The sequence below is a fragment of the Mucilaginibacter galii genome, assembly GCF_014635825.1.
In the GTDB taxonomy this organism is placed as follows: domain Bacteria; phylum Bacteroidota; class Bacteroidia; order Sphingobacteriales; family Sphingobacteriaceae; genus Mucilaginibacter; species Mucilaginibacter galii.
In genome coordinates, this window is record NZ_BMDO01000006.1 from 185,548 (window position 1) to 209,009 (window position 23,462).

Sequence of the window (23,462 nt, forward strand, 5' to 3'; positions counted from 1 at the left end):
GTTCTATACCAAAAGACAGACACTGGAGATAGCCACCGGCTTCAAAGGTGTAACGGCGCATTTAGCTGCACCTGGCGGGAGTACGAGTAAGATTGTTCACTATAGAATATGTGAGCAGCAGTAAAAAAGCCTCATCAATTTAGTTTTTATCTGCCTTACCTTTTAATTTACACCTTAAGATATTTCGCCGCTTTGCTGGATAACGAGCGTTGGCCCCACCCTTGGGCTTATTTTTAAAGAGGCGGCGATAATGCACCACCAATGTTGCCACAAGTCAGATTATAGCCGCGCATTCCTTCTCTAAATAGCGAAGTTCAGTTCCTAGTAATTCATGTCCAAATAAGCATCGAAGGCGATGTATGGAACCATGCATTTGTGAACGAACGGACAAAGTAAGAGTTATACCTCTGCCATATAGAAAGCTGTCATTTCAAATATTTGTTGATTTTTGGTTGCCATATAACCTCAATCAAATATGAAGAGCCGATTAGAAGTAACAATTTCAATGGTATTTCGATGAAAAATGGTACTGGTATATGAAGTTGTATTAAGATTGGAAAATGAAGTATGTATATGCTATAAGAGATTGGCGCTACCTTAATAAAAATATCTAATCTGCTTACTAAAATTTTCGTCGCTTTAGTTAAGTATATTACCGATAGTAAGCAAATGAAGGCGAAACAGAATTGACGCAAAGGCAAAAATGGGTAAGATCCGAGGTCAAGTACCTTCGTGCTCGAGTAATTAAACCACCAGTTAACAGCTAGTAAAGCAATAAATAATACATAATATATAATAAGCGTTTTACAGCGTTTTAGTGTCCGATCTCCAAAAAAGTACTCCGCCAACTCTAATCCTGTCCACCATAAGATAAAGTGTGCAAAAACCAGTAGAATGTGATTGGGGAAAAGTAAATAAATACCAAAACTTAGCAAACTAAATACTCCAACTATATGAACCCGACGTTTTGTATTTTTAATTGCACGAAAAATAAAAGGGAAAATTAGATAAAATATCCACTCATAAGACAGTGACCATAATGGCTGGTTACCTAAAAAAGGATTTACTATATTACCGGGTGTTCGTCTTTGATCCTGAAGAAGAAAAAGATTTCCCAAGAATTCGGAGAGAGAAATATCTAAGCTTTGATAGATAGCGATGGAAACGATAATAGCACAAACAAATGGAAAATAAATTCGCCTAAAACGCCTTATGAAATAATCTTTCAAGTTTATATCACTTGATTTTAACGTTGAATAAAAAATAACGAATCCAGATAAAAGGAAAAAAGTTGTTACAGCTTCAGTCCCAAATTTGAACAGCGAATCGAATATTGGGTTAAGTTTATTCCATAAAATCCAGTGACCAACGGCCACGTAAATGCTTGCAAAACCCCGTAGCGACTCTAAAGCATTAATCTTGTTTCTTGACATTATTTCTATAATTAAAGCGTACTTATCAAGACTGTAGTGCGTCAGTGAGTAAGGTGAAACTGCGTGCCAGCTTATTAACCCTTAATAGCTTTCTTTAAAATTCTTAAGTAGGACCGTCTGATATTCCAGGCTCTCACAATGTCTGCTCGTGCAGTCGAGCCATACTGCTTAGCCCACTCGGCCGTGAGGTAGCTTTGCCAAGTTCTGTAGCCTTTATGGAGAAATTTAGCTCCGATGTCCCAAGGCTTTGGAGAACCTACATAGTGTAAGATCATCTTATCAGCAACCACAGGTCTACCCTTATCTGCATACCAGGGACAATTAAAAGACTTAGGCAGACTTGCGAAGCTTCTGCTAAAGAGTGCATTTAATATAGTTTGATCAACTGCCGCTAGTTTTTCTGAATATTGCCTGGCTACCTCTATACATTTATCTTTAATTTGGTTTTGGCGCCAATATTCCAAGTTCATCAACAATACACCTGAATTGAAATAGCGATCATCAGGCGACAGATTGAAGTCTTCTATGAAAAACTTATTTTCTAAAGCATATTTGATTTGAGCACCTGCCACAGCACCAATGGCTGTATTCTCTAACTTAACATCTTTTAGAGTTAATACATCTAATTCAACCGCTAAGTCCGCGTCAAGATATAAAACTGAATCCTCTTTTAATATCTCTGGTAGTAAAAGTCTTCCATAGGGTGTCCAATCGCCATGGAGCGAACGAAAAGAACCAAAATGAGCAACCGGATCAAAGTCTATACAATGTTGCTTACCCTGAAATCCTTCGTTTGCGAGTAGCTGTTCAATATTGCTCTTATCTTCCTTCAATAAGCCAGCACATAAAAACCACAAAGTTATCTGCTTCGAATCTGAACAGTTGCGAATTAATGAGGATACGGTAACACCTAACCCTATTAATGCCAGGCGGTTGATACAGAAAGCAATGTTCATATATTAAATTATGATGTGATAAATCCCAATCGGCATATGCCACTAAAATATATAAAATTCATAACAATCATTGATACTTATTATGGAACAGAGCAATTTCATTAAACATATTTGCCAACAAGCAATATCCGTCTGCAAAAATACAAAACTCTTTCCCTCGCTAATGATCGCTCAGGCATGCCTGGAAAGCAATTACGGCAGATCGCGATTATCAAGTTTACACCATAACTATTTTGGTATAAAAGCAAGCGCTGGCTGGAAAGGTGATAGTGTTATCTACTCCACTCAAGAATACGTACACGGTAAAATTATAACTGTTAAACAGCCGTTCCGATCTTACTCCACCTTAACCGACGGCTTTGCCGACCGTGTAAGATTTTTACAGGTCAACAAGCGCTACACCATAAACGGAGTTTTTAGCAGCCCAACACCCGAAGAGCAGGCCAAAGCATTTTTAAAGGCTGGCTACGCTACAGACCCGGCTTACCCTCAAAAGCTCATTAGTATCATTCAAAAATACAACCTCAAACAATACGACCTGTAATGCAAAACACCGTCAAATACCTATATCACTACTTCAACTATAAGCCTCAAATAGGCATCTTATCTGCATTAACGAGTTATGTAATTGCAGTAAAAGGTTTACTCCTTACCGATGAAACTTTAAAACTTGTTGCTGCAATATCTTCCTGTGCAGGTTGTGTTGTGGGATGCGCAACTGCATTGTCCTGGATAGTTAGAGGCGTTATTGGAGGTATCAAGATCTATCGACAATTTAAAATTAAATCTAAAAAGCAATGATAAAAATCCCAATCTGGTTAAGAAAAATCTGGAAAGCTATTCAATCTTTATTTAACCACATACCCGAAGAACTCAAAGTAGCAATTCATACCGGTGTACTAATCACCGAAAACATCAAAACATTTGTTGACTCACCGGTAGCAGACATTATAACCCTGTTAATTCCTGGAGAAACGGATGACCGCATAAGAGTAGTTCTGCGTAAAGCTATTCCACAAATACTAATACAATTAAAATTAGCCGACAGTTGTTCCGAAATTAACAACCCGACCGAACTAACGAGCTGCGCGATAAAAACGCTCCAAAGTTTAACCGGCGACCTAAAGAGTGCTTTCCTTCACAATCTTTCTGTATTAATAGCCCAGGTAGCTGCCGATGGCAAATTAACCTGGCAAGACGGAGCATCCATAATGGAGTGGTATTATCAAAACCGCTTTAAAACAAATTAAGTTAAATTGATTTTGCGGGGTTCTTTCTGCTTATTCTCGACCATGTGAAGTTCTCGAACCGGTCTTTTTGTTTTAAAAACCAGTATTCATAACCATAATAACTTATTGAAGCAACCGAGTAAGACGTTATAGCAATCAATGCTAGTATCACAATGAAAGGTTGCCCTTTAAAATATTTTTCAACTGCAAGAATACATAATGGATGGAATACATATAAACCGTAGCTTATCTTGCCGGTATAAGTTAATATAGATGACTGGAAAAACCTATTAAGATAGCTTACAGTAGAAACGAGCAGGCTGATCACACACATATAGAATACTGAAATGAAAGGCAATTTCAATACCTGTATAAAATCATTCCCCTCGCCTTTAAATAAGGCCCAATTTGTTATAAGCAAAAGCAAGGTGGCCGCCATTATGTATAAAGTTTGCCTAACATTTATCCACTTATTCCGCTCATTAAGCGCCACAAATCCACCAATTGCCAGGCAATCCATTGTAGTAAGTGTAAAGTAAAAAATGCCTGCATACCCCATATTAAGCATGATAATACGCGTAATAATGCTGCCTAATACAATTAACCCTATAGTACGCAGCAACCACTTCTCAGAGAGAAAATAAACCACAAACGGCCACACCAGGTAAAAATGTTCTTCAACAGCTAAACTCCAAAAATGATTAGGCCCTGTTAAAGACCATTTAAAAGTAAAGCCTATATTCTGAAGGTACACCCAAAATGACCAGCTTTGTGAAAACGGGACAACTTTTCCGGTAGTAAAATAAGGAACGACTATTACAAAAATTGCTAGCGCAAGATAGTAAAGAGGAAATATGCGTAAACTTCTACGGATGTAAAACTTCTTAAAGTAAGCCTCTTTATGTTTAGATATTAACAGAATACGGGTAATCAAAAATCCTGAAAGCACAAAAAACAAGATAACCCCTGTTTGTCCAAAATTACCTGCTTTATATAGGATGCGGGCAACAGCGTCATTACTTATTCCCGATTGTTTAATGTGGAATAAAACCACCATGATTGCGGCCAGGCCACGTACGCCGTCAAGTTCTTTGAAATATTTTAATTGCATATACGCCTTAAATATAAGGAAATACTTCAAAATACGCTTTCCATGTAGATTATACAGCTCTTTGTAACCTGTTAATCAATCATAATAAGCCAAGTCCCTAAACATCTGCAACCTGTTCGGGCACAAAATTGATGTCGGTAGTTTGATTAAAAACTACATAGGCACGTTGCCATGGATCAGTTCCTAACAAACGCCATTTATGCCCGCTGCCAGTTGTATCTTGTGCAATAAGCACTTCGCCCGGCTTTAAAGTGAAGGTTTGTCCCTGGAATGTGGTAAACTCCAAGGTTCCTTTTAAATTTATAACAAATTGCATGGTAGGCGCAGGATGCCAGTCATAAACTGACCCTGGAGGTGATTCCTGAAAACGAATAGATTGAGCGCGGGTAATTACAGCCTCAGATACGTTTCCTGTTTTGAAATATGAGTGCCCGTCTTTTGCGGTGTATAGTTGGTACGCTTTGATCATAAACGCAATTATAATTTATTATTTGGTGACAACTTGCGATTAATTAAATTTATATCATCTCTAAACATTGTATCTAAAGTAACTGTTTGAGTACTATGAACAAAGCTGATCAATCTTTCAACGACGAATTTAAACCCGTTGCCCCGCCAGAAGCTTACCATCCTGAAGCCAGTTGGCAAGATAAGGTACTTTATGCACTTGCACAATTAGGCGAAGCTACAGCACCCGACGTAGCTGCCAAACTTACCGAATATGAGCCGGAGGAAGCACCACAGGTATTACATCGCCAGGCTGAACAAGTTTTAATGAATTTGTACGAAAAGGGTTTAATTAAAGGCGCTGAGCAAGATGGTGAGGTTAGCTACAACCTAAGCAAAATTACACAGTCCAACACAGGTGGAACCGATCCTGACTTGTTGTAATAAGTTTTTAAAGAAAATAAAAAGAGCCTTCAAAATAATTTGAAGGCTCTTTTTGTGATCCCGCTGGGATTCGAACCCAGGACCACTACATTAAAAGTGTAATGCTCTACCAGCTGAGCTACGGAATCATTTTTATTAAGAATACGCTTAGTCCTGGAAACTAAGCTTTATTTGTAGTTAGCATAGTACAGCCTTCTACTTTTAAATTGAAAAGCCTTCTGCAAATCAGAAGGCTTTTTTTGTGATCCCGCTGGGATTCGAACCCAGGACCACTACATTAAAAGTGTAATGCTCTACCAGCTGAGCTACGGAATCAACTCTTATCATTTCCGATTAAAGTGGTGCAAATATAGAGTTTATTGCCTTTCCCTGCAAAAGTTTTTCAATTAAATTTACATGTTATTTTAAGTAGTTAATTATCAGAAACCTATAACTTAAATATAGCTATTCTACCTTTATCACCGGCCAACAATACCAGTTTTCCTTTCTTAGATCTTTGACAAACGTTATAGCTTCCCGCGTCAACCGGCTTCCAATTAAGCCCGCCATCATAGCTTACGTTACTACCTGAGGTGCCGGTAGATAAAAAGACCTTACCTTCAATGTAAGTAACACACGATTGGTACCCGTTAGGCATTGTAGCCGCGAGATGAAAATTACTTCCGGTTATTTGTTCTCCATTATAGTAGCACGCAATTGAATCTCTATTCTTATCGTTACTATAATTACCTCCTACTAAAACAGTTTGTCCACCACCTGTAGCAACCGAGAAGCCACCTTTACTGGCCTGACCCTGAGCCAAAGGCATAGTAACTGGATTCCAGGTACCAGCCTTAGTTCTATACAGTAGTCGGGATACGCTTCCACCTGTTAAAACAACGGCATTAGCTTTTTTATTGACGATATAAACCGAAGTACCGCTTGCGGCGAATGCAGCTTCATTTTTTAATGCATCAGGTCCGGCAGATTCCTCAGTCCAGGTTTTCCCGCCGTCCTTAGTTTCCAGCAGTAAAAATTTCCCATTGATGGGATCTCCCATAGAAATACCGTGCATCTTATCATAAAACGCCAATCCGTCTAAAAAATAGGTTTTATCATCTTCTCGGTAACAAAGCTGCCAGCTTAATCCTCCATCTGTGGTTTTTAAGATCACAGCAGGCGTACCCGAACTCATAATAATAGCTTCTTTCGCAGAAAATGCTTCAATATCCCTAAAATCGCTTTGCTCAAACCCTTTTACTTGTTGCCAGGTCCAGGTTTGTCCTCCGTTTGTGCTCAAAGCCACATGTCCCTTGCTTCCGCTCACCCATGCTACCTTTTCGTCAACCACTGATAAACCTCTAATACTGGTGCTCCTGCTTTGCTCTACAATGCTTATAGTTTGAGCGCTTAGCGTATCAACGGCCAGCAAAATCGAGACAAGGAATATAATATATTTCATTTATGGCTATTTAACGCGTGTCCAAACTTCAGATCGGCCTAAAAGCGAGATACCTATATAACCCCGTATTTTTAACTTATTTACGTTCAATGTCATTTTACAGCTGTAGTCCTTACCGTTTTTAGGATCGTAAATATTACCGTCTTCATAAACGTTGTCGCCGTCAAATTTAAAGTTCTTTAGAATCTCAAGTCCTAAGATAGGGCGGCTTTGCAGGTTTTTATCCGGGTTGTTTCTGTCTAACTTGGGCTTGTCGGTAGCTTCATCGTTTGGAGATTTGAGCCAAACCAGTTTGCCATAGTACAAGTTACCTTTCTTATAAATTTGTATCTGCCCTTCTCCGCTCGGGTTTATCCATTTACCTAAAACAGCGTCAGCATTCTGCGCAAGTGCAGGCATAACATTTAACAAACTGTAAAGCAACAGCAAAAAACTCATTCTTTTCATCATCATATTTATAATTAGTTACCCGAAAGTATCAGGTATAAAGCACTATAGCAAAACACTAATAAATTTTATTTTTTATTGATGCCATTTATCATAATCTGCTATATTTGCAGCCCAATGCTGATAGCGGTTACAGCAGTGTGTATCGAAGAGTAATTAGTTCGATTTCATGCAGGCTAATCACAAATAATAGCCCAGGTGGCGAAATTGGTAAACGTTGCGGTCTCAGAAGCCGTTGAGAATTGTCTCTTGAGAGTTCGAGTCTCTCCCTGGGCACATTACCGTCAAAGCTTTGAAAGTTTTGATTATTCGCCAAAAAGTTTAAAATAGCACTCTTCATCAAGTGCTATTTTTTTTGATAATGATTTTAAACAGAAATATTCGCTGTTTAATGACAAGTACCCTGCCCAGGTGGCGAAATTGGTAGACGCACCATCTTGAGGGGGTGGCAATCGCAAGGTTGTACGAGTTCGAATCTCGTTCTGGGCACATTTGAGAGACTAACTCACCGGTTAGTCTTTTTTTATTTCTTCTATTTTAAATCTCCGCCTTTTATCTGACCTTCTTTCGCATCATATAATGTTGAAGGGATCCCTTGTTAGGATCATTATAAGTATAACTACTGATCAGTTGCCAGCCCTGCTTCGACATGTAATTCAGCGCATCTACCAATGAAGTCATGGTATTCAATGCTTCATTATCGGTTTGCTGATCATAATTTGTACCCGACTCTTTCCCAAAATCAATTAAAAGTTTGATCTTACTGCTAAAGTATTGAGGTGATGCTATCACAATGCAATATTGCTCAACCGCGTAACTGTTATCTTCCATATAGTTTTTTGTATAATTGTTTAATTAACATAAGCTACTTACAAAATACAGACTTATATCTGGCCGCTTCAAAGTAAGCTATTATTAATAACCAAACAATAAATCCTGTTAAATCGGGGTTTATGTAAAAATATGTTAAACCTACACCCAAACTTAGGCTGGCAGGGTTTGGCATAGTATATTTACCGCACCAATACTAACTGTTTTAAATGATATACCGTTACGTTATTACCCTTTTACTCTTTGTCGGCTGCTATTTACCTGTACGGGCGCAAAGCGATAGTATTAGCCTCAATACTTTAATTGAGCGGACCGGCAAAATGAACGCCGCCAGGCCCATTGAAAAAGTTTACCTGCATTTTGATAAGCCTTACTATGCAGTTGATGATACCATGTGGTTTAAAGGTTACGTTAGCGATAACTTTCACCAGGCCTCACAATTAAGCAAGGTACTTTATGTTGAATTGATGAACAGCCGCGATTCGCTGGTAAAAACACTTAGATTGCCTGTTAAGAACGGAGTAACCACCGGTAGTTTCCCCCTGCCCGAAGGCTCTTACCGGCAAGATAATTACCACATTCGTGCTTATACCAAGTGGATGGTAAATTTTGATGCCGACTACTTTTTCAAAAAAACGATACTGGTGGGCAATGCTATCGAAAAACAGGTAAATACCCAAGTATCATTCACTAGAACGGGCAGCGAAAAGTCGTTACAAGTTACCACCCGGGTAGTATATAAAGACATGGATGGCAACCCGCTATCTAACAAAAAGGTAAACTGGGAAGTATCGAGCAATGTTGATGATGTAGCTAAAGGCCGCGGTACCACCGATCAGTCGGGTGCGCTAACCATCAGCTTTACCAACAACAAGCAAATTGATTTAACAGGCGCCAACATTGTTGCCATTATAGATTTAGGCAACCGTAAAACCGCAGGCAGTACCATATCGCTCAAACCTGTTTTAGGCAACACTGATGTTCAATTCTTTCCAGAAGGTGGATACCTGCTTACCGGAGTACGCGGCAAGGTGGCGGTTAAAGCTTTAGCTGCCAGCGGGCTGGGAACTAACTTTACAGGTACCATAACCGACAATGCAGGTACAGTGATGGCTAATATATCTTCGCAACATGCAGGTATGGGTGTGTTTATTATTACTCCGGAGCAAGGCAAAACTTATAAAGCTAACATTACATTCGCTAATGGAACTAAAGGCACTTATGACCTGCCTAAAACACAGGACGCCGGTTTTAATGTAAGCATAAACAGCTTAGAGGGCGACAATCTAAGTTTAAAACTTTCGGCCAGTCCTGCTTTTTTTGCAGCCAATAAGGGCAAAGCATTTTACCTTATTGCTCAAAGTGTGGGCACGGTGTGCTTTGCAGCACAAACAGTGCTTAAAGAACAAGTTTACTCTGCCGTAATTTCGCAGAATAAGTTCCCTACAGGTGTAGTACAGTTTACGCTGCTGTCATCGGCGGGAGTGCCTTTGAGCGAACGCCTTGTTTTCATTCAGCATAAAGATCAACTTAACCTAAGCCTTAGCAGCGATAAGCCCTTATACGGCGTACGGCAACGTGTTAAATTAGCAGTTACGGCTAAAAATAAAACCGCACCGGTAGAGGGCGACTTTTCTGTTGCAGTAATTGACGAAAGCAAGGTACCAGTTGATGAAGACGCAGAAACAACAATTTTATCCAGCCTGCTGTTGACCTCAGATTTAAAAGGGTACGTAGAAAAGCCTAACTACTATTTCTCTAAGATCAATGAGAAAACAGCATCAGACCTGGATATATTGATGTTGACCCAGGGTTACCGTCGCTTTACATACACTGATGTAATTGCAAATGCATTACCGCAGGTGACATACCTGCCTGAACAGGGAATTGAGATAACCGGCACACTACGCACACTTAATGGCATGCCGGTTAAAGGCGGAAACCTGCGTATGCTCATCCCTAACCGCTACTTTTCGGCCAATGCGGTAAGCAATCCCGAAGGACAGTTTAAATTCACAAATCTTACTTTTACAGATACCGCCAAAGTTGTCATCACTGCCAAAAACAACTACAATGCAAAAAACCTAATGCTGATGATAGATGGCAGCACCTTCCCTGCTTTGCCTAAAAACAAGCTTTACCCTGATGAGGAAACTAATATTGACAGCACCATGCATTCTTACCTGCTCAACAGCAAAAAGCGCTTGGGTAGCATGCAGCAAATTAAGGAGGTTATTGTAAGGGCTCCTACTCCTAAAGGACCAAGCCACACTGATTACCCCGCGTTAACCGGTTTAAGTATGATGGCCGACCACACTGTAAACGCCGATCAGCTGAAAAGCTGCTCTACTCTGCTTTTATGCTTACAAGGCATGCTGGCAGGTGTTACTTTTGAAAACAACAACTTTTACGTTAGCCGCGATTATAATCAGGGCAAAAAAGTACCGATGTCGGTTTTTGTAAGAGGAATGCCGGTTGATGTAAGCTACTTAGCCAGTTTAAACGGTGCCGACGTAGAATCTATTGAAGTATTTTTGAGGGATGAATTAGGCTTGGTTAATAACGCTTATCAAACCAACGGTGTCATCGTAATTAATACGAAAGTGCCCCCCAAAGGCACTAAAATTAGTTTGCAAGATTTGCAGGATATGATACCACAACCCAACGTAGTAAACTTTACACCTATGGGCTACAATATTTCGCGCGAGTTTTATTCGCCCAAGTATGATGTACCTAAACCAATAGGCGTTGATTATCGCAGTACCATTTACTGGAATCCGCGCGTAAGCACAGATAAAACAGGCACTGCATCTTTAGAGTTTTATAACGCTGATGGCAAGGGCTCCTATCGTGCGGTAATTGAAGGCTGGGATAAAGATGGCAACCTTGGCCGTTTTATTTACCGGTATAAGGTACAGTAACCCCACTCCGCCCTCCCCAAGAGGGAGGGAGCATTAATAACATATGATAACCAATAACCTGCAACAGCTATACGGCAACATCGACATATACCTGTTTGACCAGTTGCTGAAAGGCACTTATAACGGTTGCCATAATGTGCTTGATGTTGGCTGCGGTGGTGGGCGTAACTTGGTATACTTTTTACAAAACGGTTTTGAGGTATATGGTGTTGATCCTAACCCTTAAGCGGTAGAGGCGGTCAAAAATTTGTCTGCCACTTTAGCACCTGCAAACCCGCTACAAAACTTTATTGTTCATCTCGCCGAAGACATGCCGTTTGCAGATGGTATGTTTGACCTCGTAATTTGCAGTGCTGTGCTTCACTTTGCACAAAATCATGAGCATTTTGACAGTATGCTCCGCTCAATTTGGCGGGTGATGCACCCAGGAGGCTATTTATTTGTCCGGCTGGCCTCAGACATTGGCATCGAGAATAAAGTGCAGAGCCTCGGTAACGGCCGCTATCTTTTACCCGACGAATCTGAACGCTTTTTGGTAAACGAACATACTTTGTTACGCTATACCTATGAATTACAAGGCCAATTGCACGAGCCCATTAAAACGACGAATGTGCAGAACTTACGTTGTATGACCACTTGGTGCGTTCAAAAGCTATGATCAAGGCTACGTATTTGCGCTTTATAATCTGTCGGCAATATCGCTTCCTTAACCAGCCAGTCCAACTTAATTAAACGGGTAAGCTTATAGCCCCATAAAACCGGTTTCAACAATGCAAATCTGCCTAAGCCCAATAGTTCCCTAACCTGCGCAGGTACGAGCAATGTTTGCACCTGCTTCATAAGGTGGTAACGCAAAAAGCCTAAGTGTTTTCGGTATTGCTTGTACAGGTCAATGGTAAACGTGCTTTTTAAAAAGTTATCTTGCAGTTGCTGTGCACGTGCTATTTGCCATTGGGTATAGTTATGCGGTAAACCGCTAAGTTGCATACGTTGTCCCATTCTATAAAACACATCATAAACCTCTTCCTTTTCATCGTTAGTTAAATCCCGCTCAAGTAACTCAAAAGATCGTACAGAATAATCTATGAGCAAGTATAGAACATCTCTATAAGCCCAGTCGGGTATTTGTGCGCCACGAGCAGCTTCTACCCCCTGGTGTATTGCTGTTATCTGATCTATAGCCTTTAAAGCTGCTTCATGCTCCGAAAACAGGATACGCTTGGAGTATTCTACGGTAGAAAACAAACGGCCTAACGGGTCGGCAGGTAAACGACCTGTAAAATAAAGCCAATCTACCGCCTTGTTAAGTGCAAACTCGGCTGCGGCACCTGCAAAAATAAAGAGAACCGTATCAGCCTTACCCCATATCTTTCTCACAATAGAACCTTCGTTCACAAAAAATTTCATACAATTATTTAACGTTTTTCGCTACAAATTTATTGGTGTTTTAATCTCTCACTAAGCCAGTTCGACCAAGAAAGGCGTAGTAATTTGATTGATGGTTTTTTGGTATTTAAAATTCATCTTTCTTAAAAATCCGGCAAACGTATTACCGCCGGCCTTAAATAATTTTTTATGTGCGAACCATACCACCAGCGAAGTAGCAAAAAAGAAGCACTTGTAAAAAGCCTTACGCCATACTTTGCCAAAAGAAGACCGGTTATCAAAAATGACAGCCAGCCGCTCGGTTTGAAAGGTAATGTGGTAAGCTTCGTCTATCAAAATATCGGTGCATATTTGCTGCAACAACTCGCATTGGGTGGCATCTTTAAGCGCCTGATAAAATATCTGTGCGGTGCTTTCAATAATAATAACGGTTAGTGTCCAGGCTTCCATACTGCTGCAAAAATGCCTGAACTTACGAAATGCCGAATCGCCCAGATCTTTTTGAATACGAGGCTGATTAATGGCATCTAAATACATCCCTAAATTGTTGCCGTGCTTCTGCTCCTCTTTTATAAACAAGCGGACGGCATCAACATAATCAGAATCCCTTATACGCCAGGCATAACGCGTAGCAGCTTTGATCAGGTTCTCCCCTTCCGATGTTTCGCCTAATTGCCAGGCTTGAAGGGATGGCAGTATGGCGGCAATTTCCTGCCGGTTATGGCAGGTTTTAAATTCCAGTTTACCCTTTGCTTACGGGCATTCATGGTGAAGTAGCTAATCCAGCTTTTACTTGTCTGCATATTTTTAATATTAAAAGTACTTTCAAATACAAAGTAAACTTAAATAGGTTACCATTCCTAATATTATTTTCTCTTCAAGCTCTTTATTTCTATTATGTCGTGATTAGCCCTTAGTTTGTCGCTTACACACATGCCACAGCTTATGTATGTGCCGTATGTTTGCTATACATAAATTTCAACACCACATGGCTACTCAAATCTTTTTAAACCTTCCTGTTAAGGACCTAAACAAGTCTGTCCAATTTTTTATAAAGCTGGGTTATACCTTTAATGCACAGTTTACCAACGAAAACGCCACCTGTATGATCATCAGCGATAATATTTTCGTGATGTTGCTGGTTGAGCCGTTGTTCAAAGGTTTTACTAAGAAAGAAATCACCGATACGGCCAACGGCAACGAGTGCATCATTTGCTTATCGGCCGATAGCAGAGCCCATGTAGACCTCATGGTAAGCAAGGCTATTGAGGCCGGCGCAACAGCACCTCACCCACCGCAAGATCACGGCTTTATGTATGGTCGTGATTTTATTGACCTCGATGGCCACCTGTGGGAATACGCCTGGATGGATCCGGCTCACCTTCAAGCATAAACATACAACTACTAACGAAAAGGTCTTCTTAACAGAAGGCCTTTTTCGTTATCTAACATGCCTAAAGGGCACTGTTACCTATGTAGGCCCCGATACCGATGATGGTGCTTTGGGAAAAGCAGTGCTGCGCCGGGTTTACCAGCAAGCCGGCATCCCTGTTAGAGAACTTCCTGAAGGTGTAATTTTAGAATGGCGCGATGGCTTTTGGGTAGGCGTAAATTATTCGGGTAAACCATATACGGTTGCCCTGCCTGCTAACGCAAAGATACTGATAGGCCAAAAAGTATTGAAACCTGCTGACGTGCTGGTTTGGAAAGAGTAGGTAACCAAAATTTATAACAACCCGATTATTCGATTGCGGATGATCGGGTTGTTATCCATAACTTGTCTATGTATCGCCGCATCCTTAGTTCACTCTCATTTTATTTCTTCTTACTAACACATTATATCCTTTTTAACAGTTGTATTATCGGCTATTGCCAGTTACTGCTATGATTGTTAATTATACTAATAAAGGATGGGAGATTGTTACTCAGCGTGCCCACGGACTATTGGCCGCGCAGATAGCCATGCACTGGGCCGTTAAAGAACGTCCGCAGCGCTGGACAGAAACCATACTGGCTATTGCCGAGCATGATGATGCCCGCACCGAACTGGAATCGGATGAGTTGCTTACACCACAAGGCGGCCCTCTTAATTTTGATATGCAGTTGTTCAACCCCGATCATTGCAGGTTAATGTTCAATAACTCCCTGTCAAAAAGCAGGTACATTGCGTTGTTAACCTCCATGCATATGGTGTTCTTGTTTAAAAAAGAAGAAGGCACTAACCCACTGGTTAAACCATTCCTAAAAGAACAGGAGAAATTGCAAAAACAATGGTTTAAAGAACTTAACATTGAACCAGATGAAGCCAAGTGCATCTATCATTTATTAGAGTGGTGCGATGCATTTTCGCTGCTGTTATGTCGCCACGAAGTACAACCCGAGGAGCGCACTATTGAAATTAGCCAGGGCCCCGATGGCACAACCTATCATCTCCTCTCTAAAGGCAACCAGCTAACCGTTACTCCCTGGCCTTTTGAGGATAGTTCCTTTAAGTTAAGATTAGAGAAACGCATTATTCCGCAATTACAATTTAAGGATAATGAGGATTTTAAAAAGCAGTTTTTAGCGGCCGAGGTTGAGGAGAAATGCTGGGAGTTAAGAAAGAAGTAATAAAACAAGGTGGTTTAATTTTTATCTCGAACGATAGTGAGAAAAACTGTTCAAAATACAATGCTAACAATAGCATTGACAAACAAGATTTCTCGTTATCACTCGAAATGACAGCGTTGAAGTACTTTGACTATTAAATTCCTAACACCTGCTTTAACTTCACATAACCCGCCTTACTCACCGGGATACGCGCACCCGATTTGAGGATGGCCAGGTGAGCGTCTTTTTCATATGGGTCTATACGGGTAATTTGCGAGATGCTTACTATATACGAACGATGCACCCGGGCAAAATGCCGTGGATCAAGCGTTTGTTCAAAAAAGTTCATGGTCTTGTTTTTAAGGAATGAACCTTCGGGAGTGAATATGCTTACATAGTCATCGTCTGCTGCCAGGTACTCTATATCATGCACAGGAATTATCTTCACTTTTGTGCCGGTTTTTACCACTATACGCTCATGCTGGGCGGGTGATTGTGCCGCGGCTTCTAACAGAGCTTCGGTTGGTTTAGGAGATGGCTTGCTGCCCGCCTGTGCTAAGTATTTTTCGATGGCTTTGTTAAAACGTTCGCGGCTAAATGGTTTTAACAGGTAATCAACCGCATGGGTTTCAAATGCTTTAATGGCATACTCATCAAATGCGGTGGTGAATATGACCTGGGGCGGCTGCTCCACGAGTTCCAGCATCTCAAAGCCGTTGATCTTAGGCATTTGCACATCCAAAAAAATAAGATCGGGTTGGTGCTGTATAATGGCTTTAATACCTTCAAAACCATCGCCGCATTCCTGCATTACTTCAATTTGTTCAGTAAACGCTTGTAAATACTCCAGCACTACCATTCGTGCCAGCGGTTCATCGTCAATAATCAGTACACGTTTCATGCCTGCGGAATCTTAATCATGATGGTAAATATATCATCATTTAAGTAAGTTTCCACTAAATCGTTACGGGCAAAAAGCAAATAAAGGCGGCGTTGTATGCCCCTGATGCCAAAACCCGTACCATGTTGAGGGCGGGCAGTTTGCGGGTCGTAAGGATTTTGCACCATGACCACCAGGTACTTATCCTCAATTTCGGCACGAATGCTGATAGTTACCTCACCCGTAGTATCGTACAAACCAAACTTAATAGCATTTTCCACAATAGGCTGCAAGAGTAAGGGAGGCAGCATAGCTTCGTGGCAATGATCATCGCAACTAATTTCGGTTTGCAGGCGGTGGCCAAAACGTACTTTCTCAATGTCGAGGTATAGGTTGAGGTGCTGTAATTCTTCGCTTAAAGGCACCTGTTTTTGATCGTCCTTTTTAAGGGTACCACGCAAAAAGTCAGATAATTGGTGAATCATCTTCCGGGCTTCATCGGGCTTAAAACCTATCAATGCGTTGATAGAATTCAAGCTGTTAAAAAGAAAGTGTGGCTGTAATTGCTGGCGCAGGTTATACAACTCTGCATCGCGGGCCAATTGTTCAGCCTCGGCCTTACGTTTCTCATTTTCCTTTTGATCTTGCTGCACATACCATATCAGGCTTATCATGGCCATCCAGCCAATGGCTAAAAAGCTGGTAAAGAACCGCAGCGTGAGCGATTGCAGCAAAAACACCCGGTGTGCCTGACCCAGGTTTAAGAATGGCAGCGTCCACCTGATGGCCAATGTGCTCAAACAAGCTAAAACCACACACCAAATAAGCAGGTTAATGTAGCTCCCTTTGCCGGGCTGGTAATAACGCAGGTTATTATCAATTAACCAGCACGATGCCGCCAATGGCACTACACTTACTGCACTATCCATGCCTGCAACGTACCACTCAAAGCCAAAGCTATGCAAAATATAGGTTTGCAGTGCCGCCCAGGCCAGTCCACCTATGGCGAACACTATGCCCAAACGGCTATATAAAGTATATTGTGCAGACATGCTATAGGGAGTGGTCAGTTATGTAAAAAGGTTTAGGTTGAAAGTATTTTAGCTTACCGGCCAGGCTAAAAAGCCAATAACTGCCGATAAGATGGTGTAAATACTAATGATGATCAAATACCAGTTCATAATTCAAAAATTTTATGGTTAAAAACTACGGACATCTACGCCGGCAAAAATGGAGGTGCCTTTCAGTATCAATACCTTATCGGCACTTTGTGCGCCGGCGTTGCCAAAGCGTTTATCGTCTATACCGGCAAAAACAGCAGCCATATCCGAGCGTACCTGCCAGTGCGATGGTACTACTAACTTGGTTCCGCCAAAAACCTGGGTTATTTCTATGGTTACCACGCCTTTAATATCAGCGTTGGTAAAGTCTATCTCGGCACCGCCAAAAATATTCACGATCTCGCCTCCCTTAAAGTCTTTAGACATGATGATCCTTTTTACACTGCCGAACACAGCCACGGCATCAATATAATCGTCGTTCAACGTAGCCTGCCTAGGTTCGGGGGCTACGTAACCATCGGGTTTAACGGTATAATCGGCTTCCGGAACAAAAGCGGCATTGTCGGTAGTAAAAGGATCAGCAGTAAAACCGCCGTTTTTTTTCCAGGGTTGATGCTGATTATTGCGCCTTACAATTAACCAAAGCCCTAAGGCAATGATCACGATTGGAAATATGAATGAACGCAGATCGAACCAGGGTATTAAACGGCCCGACAAGAAAACTACACCAATGAGAATCAGTATAAAGGATGTAGGCTTTTTAAAGTCGTGCTTAATACCCGTGAACACACCTATTACGATGAGCAGCATGGGAAAACTAAAAATCCAACCTGGAAAAAAGAAGAAATCGAACTGGCGCAGCAGCAATAAGCTACCTACGGCAAGCAGTATTAAGCCGGCAAAAACTTTTCCGTTGTTGCGCGGCTGGTGCGGATATGATGGTTGTATACTCATGACTCTGTTAATAATGATGTAAATGTAATGGAGAACTTACAGCCAGCCTACGGTTATATGGCAACCGGCTATAGTAAGTCGGTAAACGGCATGGTTTTGTCGGTGAAATAATTTGGAAATTGTACAAAGTGATTTTCAAACCCTGGAATTGAGGCTTGCTATTCCATAGTTCAACTATAAAAGAAAAGGCCTGATGTGATGATCAGGCCTTTTCTTTTATACTTCCGGTTCTTGCTGGCTGAGGCAGTGAAAGCTGCCCAGGCCCCAGATGATATCGGTAGAGTCGATACCAACAACCTTACGGTCGGTAAAGCATTGCTGTAAAATGTCTAAAGCTTTGTCGTCGGTAGCGCAGCGATAAGTTGGCACTACAACGGCGGCATTACTAATGTAAAAGTTAGCGTAAGATGCCGGTAGCAACTGGTCTTCATGGATGACCGGCGTAGGCATAGGCAGTTCAATTACATTTAATTGTTTGCCGTTAAGCAGGCGCATGGTTTTTAATGCTTGCAAGTTCTCCTGCAGCAGTTGGTAGTTCTCGTCGTTCTTATTCTCTTCAACCACGGTAACCACGGTATCTTCGTTCACAAAACGGGTAATATCATCAATGTGGCCGTCGGTATCGTCGCCAATTATGCCTTCGCCTAACCAAAGCACCTGCTCCACACCGTAGTAGTTATGCAGGTATTCTTCAATTTGCTGCTGATTTAAATGCGGGTTACGGTTTTCGTTTAACAGGCAGGCGGTAGTAGTTAACAAGGTACCCTTCCCGTTAAATTCTACTGAGCCACCCTCCATCACAATACCGGGATGATACACCGGCAAGTTAAAGTGCTCGGCAATGCGGGTAGGAATCACATCGTCCAGATCAAACGGTGGATACTTGCCTCCCCAAGCATTGTAGCCCCAATCAACCACCACTTTACTTTTGGTTTCCTTGTTGATGAGAAAAGCCGGACCGTGATCGCGACACCAGGCATCGTTGGTGGGAAAATCGTAAAACTCAATGCGGTTCATATCCACACCGGCTTTAAGTAAGTGTGTTATAGCCGAATCCTTCAATTGCTGACTGCCCACGTTAATACGTACCAGTTCGCCTTTGGCTACTTCTTTAATAAAAGCACAGTAATGGGCATAAATGCGCTCTAACTTGCCCGGCCACGAAGCCTCTTTATGCGGCCAGCTTAACCAGGTAGCGGTATGCGGTGCCCATTCGGCGGGGAAGGTGTAGCCTTGTGATGCAGGGAAGTCCGTTTGTCCGTAAGTCCGTAAGTCGGTCTGGTTAGTCATTGTCAATTATATAAATGTCATTGCGAGGAGCGATAGCGACGTGGCAATCTCTGTGCGCTTGGTTACCGGGCGTCGGAGATTGCCACGCTACGCTCGCAATAACATGGTTTTTTAGTTTTTTAAATTAATCCTCGTCAATTAAACGTTTGGTGATAGGCTGATAAGTATCAATCCTTCTATCGCGCAAAAATGGCCAGTGGGTACGGTAGTGATCTGTCTTATCTAAATCCAGTTCAATGGTGGTGGTTTGTTCATCATGATGATCGCCCTGAAAGATGACTTTACCGAAAGGGTTAGACACGAAAGAACCACCCCAGAATTTCAGTCCCACTTCTTCGCCTACCCGGTTTACGCTTACTACGTGTACGCCGTTGGCAATAGCGTGCGAACGCTGGATGGTTTGCCATGCATTGTATTGCTCCGTATTGGTATCTACATCCTGAGTTGATGCCCAGCCAATGGCGGTTGGATAGAATAATATTTCGGCACCCATTAAGGCAGTGATACGGGCAGCTTCAGGATACCATTGATCCCAGCAAATCAATACGCCTATTTTGGCAAACTTGGTATTAAATATTTTATAACCTAAATCGCCCGGAGTAAAGTAAAACTTCTCATAGAAACCCGGATCATCCGGAATATGCATTTTTCGGTATTTACCCAGATAAGCACCATCGGCATCAAGCACGGCAGTAGTATTGTGGTATAACCCTTGGGTACGCTTTTCAAATAAAGAGGCAATAATAACCACGCCCAACTCAGCTGCTACTTTCGATAGCTCATCTGTTGACGGGCCGGGAATAGCTTCGGCCAGTTGAAAATTATCGTAATTTTCTTCGTCGCAAAAGTACAAAGAAGTAAAAAGCTCCTGCAAACATACAATCTGCGCACCCTGATTAGCGGCTTCACGTACCTTTTCAATGGCTTTTTCCAAATTTTGCTGTTTATCAGCCGTACAGCTCATCTGTACCAAACCAACTTTAACTTTACTCATGGGCTATAAAATTTGCCGCAAAAATAAGAATTGTGTAGTGAATAGTAAGTAGTGAGTGGTTGAATAGTTAGCAGCCGGCAGTTTATTACATTTCTATGAATTGACTTTTTAGCTTAAATAGTTACACGTCTGTTACCAACTATTCAACCACTCACTACTCACATATACAACGAATTTTATAATTTTGCCAGCAAATGACTGATTCGGAAACTCTTCCAAAGCCCAAAAACTGGAAAACAACCCTATGGAGTGTTACCAAGATTGTGCTTAAAATAGCCTTTACCGGCGCATTGCTTTATTATATCTTCAATAAGATTGATATTCAGAAAGTAAAGTTGCTGGTAGCACAAGCCAACCCCTACTGGATTATTGCTGCCATTGTATGCTTCTTTGCTTCTACCATAGTTTCGGCATCGCGGTTATTAAGCTTTTTTAAATCTATTCACCTGCATCTCGACTGGCGCTTTAACCTGCGGCTTTACCTGCTGGGCATGTTTTATAACCTGTTTTTACCCGGCGGCATTGGCGGCGATGGTTACAAGATCTACCTGCTTAACAAGAGCTATAAACTGCCTGCAAAAAAAGTATTTTGGGCTATTTTGTTCGACAGGTTAAGCGGCTTTTGGGCAATTGGCTTTATAACAGTGATACTCATAGCCTTTTTGCCGCAAATGGGCGTACATATAGCCATCCCCTTGGCTATTTTTGTAGTAGGAACTATCGTTTACTATGTTGTAGCTAAAAAGTTTTTTAGAGAGTATACCAATCACTTTTTTGAAGCGCATGGTAAGGCCATTGTGGTACAATCGTTACAGGTGTTAACCATTCTACTGGTGATGGTTGGTTTACACCACGAAACTAAGTTTGCACCTTACTTGTTCGCATTCCTAATGTCGTCGCTGGCAGCAGTGGTGCCATTTACTTTTGGCGGTTTGGGTGCCCGTGAATTTATCTTCAAGTACGTTATAGCCGATATTTTTCACATGAATGATGAACTGGCGGTATTTCTGAGCTTATCGTTTTATGTTATTTCGGCCATTGTTTCGTTAACTGGTGTTTATTATGTTTTCCGCGAAGATAAATTACAGGAAGGCTTACCACCGGTTGAAGCAGATGAACTGACCTAAGGAACATATAGCAATTAAGGCTGGTGTGAAGTTTTAAAAACTGCAATTTAGAATGTATCAAGAAATCTTGATACTACAGCCGATAGACGCGGTATAAGGTTCTAATGAAGATCTTTCATTATCTTTCGAGATGATAAATGAGTTATGTGATGAGCGATTTTGATGATTTCAACAATCCGCAGGTTGCTGCGCTGCCCCGGCATTTAAGGCAGTATATTGTTCCGCAGCAATACAGCCGTTACACCGCTGTAGACCAAGCCGTATGGCGGTATGTAATGCGCCAAAATTACAGTTACCTAAAAGATTTTGCCTACTATCCTTACATACCCGGCTTGCGCAAAGCAGGCCTCACCATTGAGCGCATTCCCGATTTGCAGGAAATGAACAACGCGCTTGGCCGTATTGGCTGGGGCGCGGTTACGGTTGATGGCTTTATACCTCCCGTTGCATTTATGGAGTACCAAGCCTATAAGGTGCTCGTTATTGCGGCAGATATACGCCAGCTTCATCATATAGAATACACACCCGCACCCGATATTATCCACGAATCGGCCGGGCACGCCCCCATTATTGCCGAACCCGATTACCACGCTTATTTGAGCTACTTTGGACAAATAGGTGCCAAAGCTATGTTTTCGGCACAAGACTTTGAGTTGTACGAAGCCATACGCCGCCTCTCTATCCTCAAGGAAATGCCCGATGCCAACGGAGATGCCATCATAGCCGCTGAAGAGCAGGTTGCATGGTGCCAGGCCAACATGGGCCAACCCTCTGAGATGGCCCTGCTTAGCCGCCTGCACTGGTGGAGCGTAGAATACGGGCTGATTGGCACATTGGAGAACCCTAAGATATACGGTGCCGGCTTACTTTCTTCTATAGGCGAAAGCGCTACCTGCATGAAACCGGAGATCAAAAAGCTATGGTATAATATTGATACCATTAATTACACCTACGATATTACCCGCGAACAACCCCAGCTTTTTGTAACGCCCAGTTTTCAAAATTTAATTGACGTGCTTGATGAATATGCCAATACCATGTCTTTCAGGGTGGGTGGCATTTATGGTTTAGAAAAGGCGGTAAACAGCATGAATGTTTGCACAGCGGTTTACAGTTCGGGCTTGCAGGTGTCGGGAGTATTTACGGGTTTTACTGCTGGCAATAACGATCAGCCTTTATTTATTAAAACCACGGGCCCTACGGCCCTGGCGGTCGACAACACACAGTTAGATGGTCATGGTAAGAACTATCACAAGGATGGCTTCAGTTCGCCCGTGGGTAAAATAACCGGTTATGATAAACCATTAGAAAACTTTACTGCAGAAGAATTACAAACTGCCGGATTGATCTTACACCATACGACCGTTCTCAAATTTGAAGCTGGCATTGTCGTACAAGGCCGGGTGGAAAACATACTGTCGCAAAACAGCCAAATACAGCTCATTACCTTTACCCAATGCACTGTTACAAATGCAAAAGGACAACTGTTGTTCGATCCTTCCTGGGGAAATTATGATATGGCCGTTGGCGAAAAAATAGTATCTGTATTTTGTGGCACTGCCGATAAAGACGCATTTGAAAACGTCACCTATAAATCTACGATAGAAACCTATCATGCAGCATATGATGATGCTACCTTAAATTTGCAGTCTGTTTATCAGGAGGTGCGTAACATTAGGGGAAACCAAAGTGGCTACGATGCCTTAACCGGCTTGTGGCAGCAGTTACAAACTAAATTTACTGATGATTGGTTATGTTCCCTGGAAATATTAGAACTATTACATCAGGAAAACATGAATCAGGAATTACAAAAATCTATAAGCGGATTTTTGGCAAATAAGGCAGCAAAACAATTAGCATTAAGTAAACTCATTCAGGATGGCCTTGCGCTGATAGCTCATCCTATTGAGCAAGATTAAAT

At 41.7% G+C, this 23,462-nt stretch carries 24 protein-coding genes, 4 tRNA genes and 1 pseudogene; 12 read left to right on the top strand and 17 right to left on the bottom strand.

The window, feature by feature from the left end; translation table 11 throughout:
• Positions 1–425: 425 nt before the first annotated feature.
• Positions 426–1,433, bottom strand: coding sequence for an acyltransferase family protein (locus IEV61_RS12260; RefSeq protein WP_188417074.1), 1,008 nt, complete (start codon positions 1,431–1,433; stop codon positions 426–428).
• Between the two features lie 74 nt (positions 1,434–1,507).
• Positions 1,508–2,389 carry a glycosyltransferase family 8 protein gene (locus IEV61_RS12265; protein WP_188417076.1) on the bottom strand — a complete coding sequence of 294 codons (882 nt, stop codon included), beginning with the start codon at positions 2,387–2,389 and terminating at the stop codon, positions 1,508–1,510.
• Positions 2,390–2,471: 82 nt separating this feature from the next.
• On the opposite strand from IEV61_RS12265, the gene IEV61_RS12270 reads away from it, so the two are divergent.
• On the top strand, positions 2,472–2,933 hold the full coding sequence (locus IEV61_RS12270) for a glycoside hydrolase family 73 protein (protein WP_188417078.1): 462 nt from the start codon (positions 2,472–2,474) through the stop codon (positions 2,931–2,933).
• A gap of 253 nt (positions 2,934–3,186) precedes the next feature.
• The gene (locus tag IEV61_RS12275) at positions 3,187–3,639 is read left to right on the top strand and encodes a hypothetical protein (protein WP_188417080.1); all 453 of its coding nucleotides are present in this window, start codon (positions 3,187–3,189) and stop codon (positions 3,637–3,639) included.
• A gap of 1 nt (position 3,640) precedes the next feature.
• Here IEV61_RS12275 and IEV61_RS12280 read toward each other — a convergent pair whose 3' ends face one another.
• On the bottom strand, positions 3,641–4,729 hold the full coding sequence (locus IEV61_RS12280) for an acyltransferase family protein (RefSeq protein ID WP_188417083.1): 1,089 nt from the start codon (positions 4,727–4,729) through the stop codon (positions 3,641–3,643).
• A gap of 97 nt (positions 4,730–4,826) precedes the next feature.
• On the bottom strand, positions 4,827–5,198 hold the full coding sequence (locus IEV61_RS12285) for an AraC family ligand binding domain-containing protein (protein WP_188417085.1): 372 nt from the start codon (positions 5,196–5,198) through the stop codon (positions 4,827–4,829).
• A gap of 95 nt (positions 5,199–5,293) precedes the next feature.
• Between IEV61_RS12285 and IEV61_RS12290 the strand changes: the two genes are divergently transcribed.
• Positions 5,294–5,620, top strand: coding sequence for a hypothetical protein (locus IEV61_RS12290; RefSeq protein WP_188417087.1), 327 nt, complete (start codon positions 5,294–5,296; stop codon positions 5,618–5,620).
• Positions 5,621–5,675: 55 nt separating this feature from the next.
• Here IEV61_RS12290 and IEV61_RS12295 read toward each other — a convergent pair.
• From IEV61_RS12295 to IEV61_RS12310, 4 genes are all read right to left on the bottom strand, one after another.
• Positions 5,676–5,748: transfer RNA gene (locus tag IEV61_RS12295), tRNA-Lys, on the bottom strand.
• Between the two features lie 114 nt (positions 5,749–5,862).
• Positions 5,863–5,935 (bottom strand) — tRNA-Lys (locus IEV61_RS12300).
• 112 nt (positions 5,936–6,047) lie between these two features.
• Complete coding sequence (locus IEV61_RS12305; protein WP_188417089.1) at positions 6,048–7,061, bottom strand: WD40/YVTN/BNR-like repeat-containing protein; 1,014 nt, start codon at positions 7,059–7,061, stop codon at positions 6,048–6,050.
• Between the two features lie 6 nt (positions 7,062–7,067).
• Positions 7,068–7,460: a DUF2147 domain-containing protein gene (locus IEV61_RS12310; RefSeq protein WP_229747122.1), complete on the bottom strand. Its 393-nt coding sequence runs from the start codon at positions 7,458–7,460 to the stop codon at positions 7,068–7,070.
• Positions 7,461–7,700: 240 nt separating this feature from the next.
• Here IEV61_RS12310 and IEV61_RS12315 point away from each other — a divergent pair.
• Positions 7,701–7,784: transfer RNA gene (locus tag IEV61_RS12315), tRNA-Leu, on the top strand.
• 129 nt (positions 7,785–7,913) lie between these two features.
• Positions 7,914–7,997, top strand: a tRNA-Leu gene (locus IEV61_RS12320).
• 63 nt (positions 7,998–8,060) lie between these two features.
• Here IEV61_RS12320 and IEV61_RS12325 read toward each other — a convergent pair.
• A complete protein-coding gene (locus IEV61_RS12325; protein ID WP_188417091.1) occupies positions 8,061–8,339 on the bottom strand; it encodes a hypothetical protein in 279 nt (92 codons plus the stop codon).
• A 209-nt stretch (positions 8,340–8,548) separates the two neighbouring features.
• Between IEV61_RS12325 and IEV61_RS12330 the strand changes: the two genes are divergently transcribed.
• Positions 8,549–11,260 (top strand): Ig-like domain-containing protein, encoded by a 2,712-nt coding sequence (locus IEV61_RS12330; protein WP_188417093.1) that lies wholly within the window; start codon positions 8,549–8,551, stop codon positions 11,258–11,260.
• Between the two features lie 43 nt (positions 11,261–11,303).
• Positions 11,304–11,918, top strand: a pseudogene (locus IEV61_RS12335) (class I SAM-dependent methyltransferase).
• Here the strand turns inward: IEV61_RS12335 and IEV61_RS12340 are convergent.
• From IEV61_RS12340 to IEV61_RS20695, 3 genes are all read right to left on the bottom strand, one after another.
• Positions 11,906–12,667 carry an oxygenase MpaB family protein gene (locus IEV61_RS12340; protein WP_188417095.1) on the bottom strand — a complete coding sequence of 254 codons (762 nt, stop codon included), beginning with the start codon at positions 12,665–12,667 and terminating at the stop codon, positions 11,906–11,908. The pseudogene IEV61_RS12335 and the gene IEV61_RS12340 overlap by 13 nt on opposite strands.
• 51 nt (positions 12,668–12,718) lie before the next feature.
• Positions 12,719–13,225: a hypothetical protein gene (locus IEV61_RS12345; protein WP_229747123.1), complete on the bottom strand. Its 507-nt coding sequence runs from the start codon at positions 13,223–13,225 to the stop codon at positions 12,719–12,721.
• Positions 13,226–13,314: 89 nt separating this feature from the next.
• Positions 13,315–13,449 (bottom strand): hypothetical protein, encoded by a 135-nt coding sequence (locus IEV61_RS20695; protein WP_262890602.1) that lies wholly within the window; start codon positions 13,447–13,449, stop codon positions 13,315–13,317.
• 185 nt (positions 13,450–13,634) lie between these two features.
• Here IEV61_RS20695 and IEV61_RS12350 point away from each other — a divergent pair, with 185 nt between their 5' ends.
• The 3 genes from IEV61_RS12350 (at position 13,635) to IEV61_RS12360 (ending at position 15,256) form a co-directional block, all read left to right on the top strand.
• Complete coding sequence (locus IEV61_RS12350; protein WP_188417096.1) at positions 13,635–14,039, top strand: VOC family protein; 405 nt, start codon at positions 13,635–13,637, stop codon at positions 14,037–14,039.
• 109 nt (positions 14,040–14,148) lie between these two features.
• On the top strand, positions 14,149–14,361 hold the full coding sequence (locus IEV61_RS20590; protein ID WP_229747124.1) for a Beta-galactosidase C-terminal domain: 213 nt from the start codon (positions 14,149–14,151) through the stop codon (positions 14,359–14,361).
• Positions 14,362–14,530: 169 nt separating this feature from the next.
• Positions 14,531–15,256: a DUF3891 family protein gene (locus tag IEV61_RS12360; protein WP_188417101.1), complete on the top strand. Its 726-nt coding sequence runs from the start codon at positions 14,531–14,533 to the stop codon at positions 15,254–15,256.
• Between the two features lie 133 nt (positions 15,257–15,389).
• Here the strand turns inward: IEV61_RS12360 and IEV61_RS12365 are convergent, their stop codons facing one another.
• The 5 genes from IEV61_RS12365 to IEV61_RS12385 all read right to left on the bottom strand — a co-directional run bounded on the left by IEV61_RS12365 (position 15,390) and on the right by IEV61_RS12385 (position 20,414).
• The gene (locus IEV61_RS12365; RefSeq protein WP_188417105.1) at positions 15,390–16,136 is read right to left on the bottom strand and encodes a LytR/AlgR family response regulator transcription factor; all 747 of its coding nucleotides are present in this window, start codon (positions 16,134–16,136) and stop codon (positions 15,390–15,392) included.
• The gene (locus tag IEV61_RS12370) at positions 16,133–17,167 is read right to left on the bottom strand and encodes a sensor histidine kinase (RefSeq protein WP_188417108.1); all 1,035 of its coding nucleotides are present in this window, start codon (positions 17,165–17,167) and stop codon (positions 16,133–16,135) included. The genes IEV61_RS12365 and IEV61_RS12370 overlap by 4 nt, the downstream gene beginning before the upstream one ends.
• Positions 17,168–17,314: 147 nt before the next feature.
• Positions 17,315–18,130 carry a LiaF transmembrane domain-containing protein gene (locus tag IEV61_RS12375; protein WP_188417110.1) on the bottom strand — a complete coding sequence of 272 codons (816 nt, stop codon included), beginning with the start codon at positions 18,128–18,130 and terminating at the stop codon, positions 17,315–17,317.
• 216 nt (positions 18,131–18,346) lie between these two features.
• Positions 18,347–19,420, bottom strand: coding sequence for an agmatine deiminase family protein (locus IEV61_RS12380; RefSeq protein ID WP_188417111.1), 1,074 nt, complete (start codon positions 19,418–19,420; stop codon positions 18,347–18,349).
• Positions 19,421–19,544: 124 nt separating this feature from the next.
• Positions 19,545–20,414 carry a carbon-nitrogen hydrolase gene (locus IEV61_RS12385; protein ID WP_188417113.1) on the bottom strand — a complete coding sequence of 290 codons (870 nt, stop codon included), beginning with the start codon at positions 20,412–20,414 and terminating at the stop codon, positions 19,545–19,547.
• Between the two features lie 194 nt (positions 20,415–20,608).
• On the opposite strand from IEV61_RS12385, the gene IEV61_RS12390 reads away from it, so the two are divergent.
• Both IEV61_RS12390 and IEV61_RS12395 read left to right on the top strand, forming a co-directional pair.
• Positions 20,609–21,541 (top strand): lysylphosphatidylglycerol synthase transmembrane domain-containing protein, encoded by a 933-nt coding sequence (locus IEV61_RS12390; protein ID WP_188417115.1) that lies wholly within the window; start codon positions 20,609–20,611, stop codon positions 21,539–21,541.
• A 149-nt stretch (positions 21,542–21,690) separates the two neighbouring features.
• On the top strand, positions 21,691–23,460 hold the full coding sequence (locus IEV61_RS12395) for an aromatic amino acid hydroxylase (RefSeq protein ID WP_188417117.1): 1,770 nt from the start codon (positions 21,691–21,693) through the stop codon (positions 23,458–23,460).
• Positions 23,461–23,462: the final 2 nt, after the last annotated feature.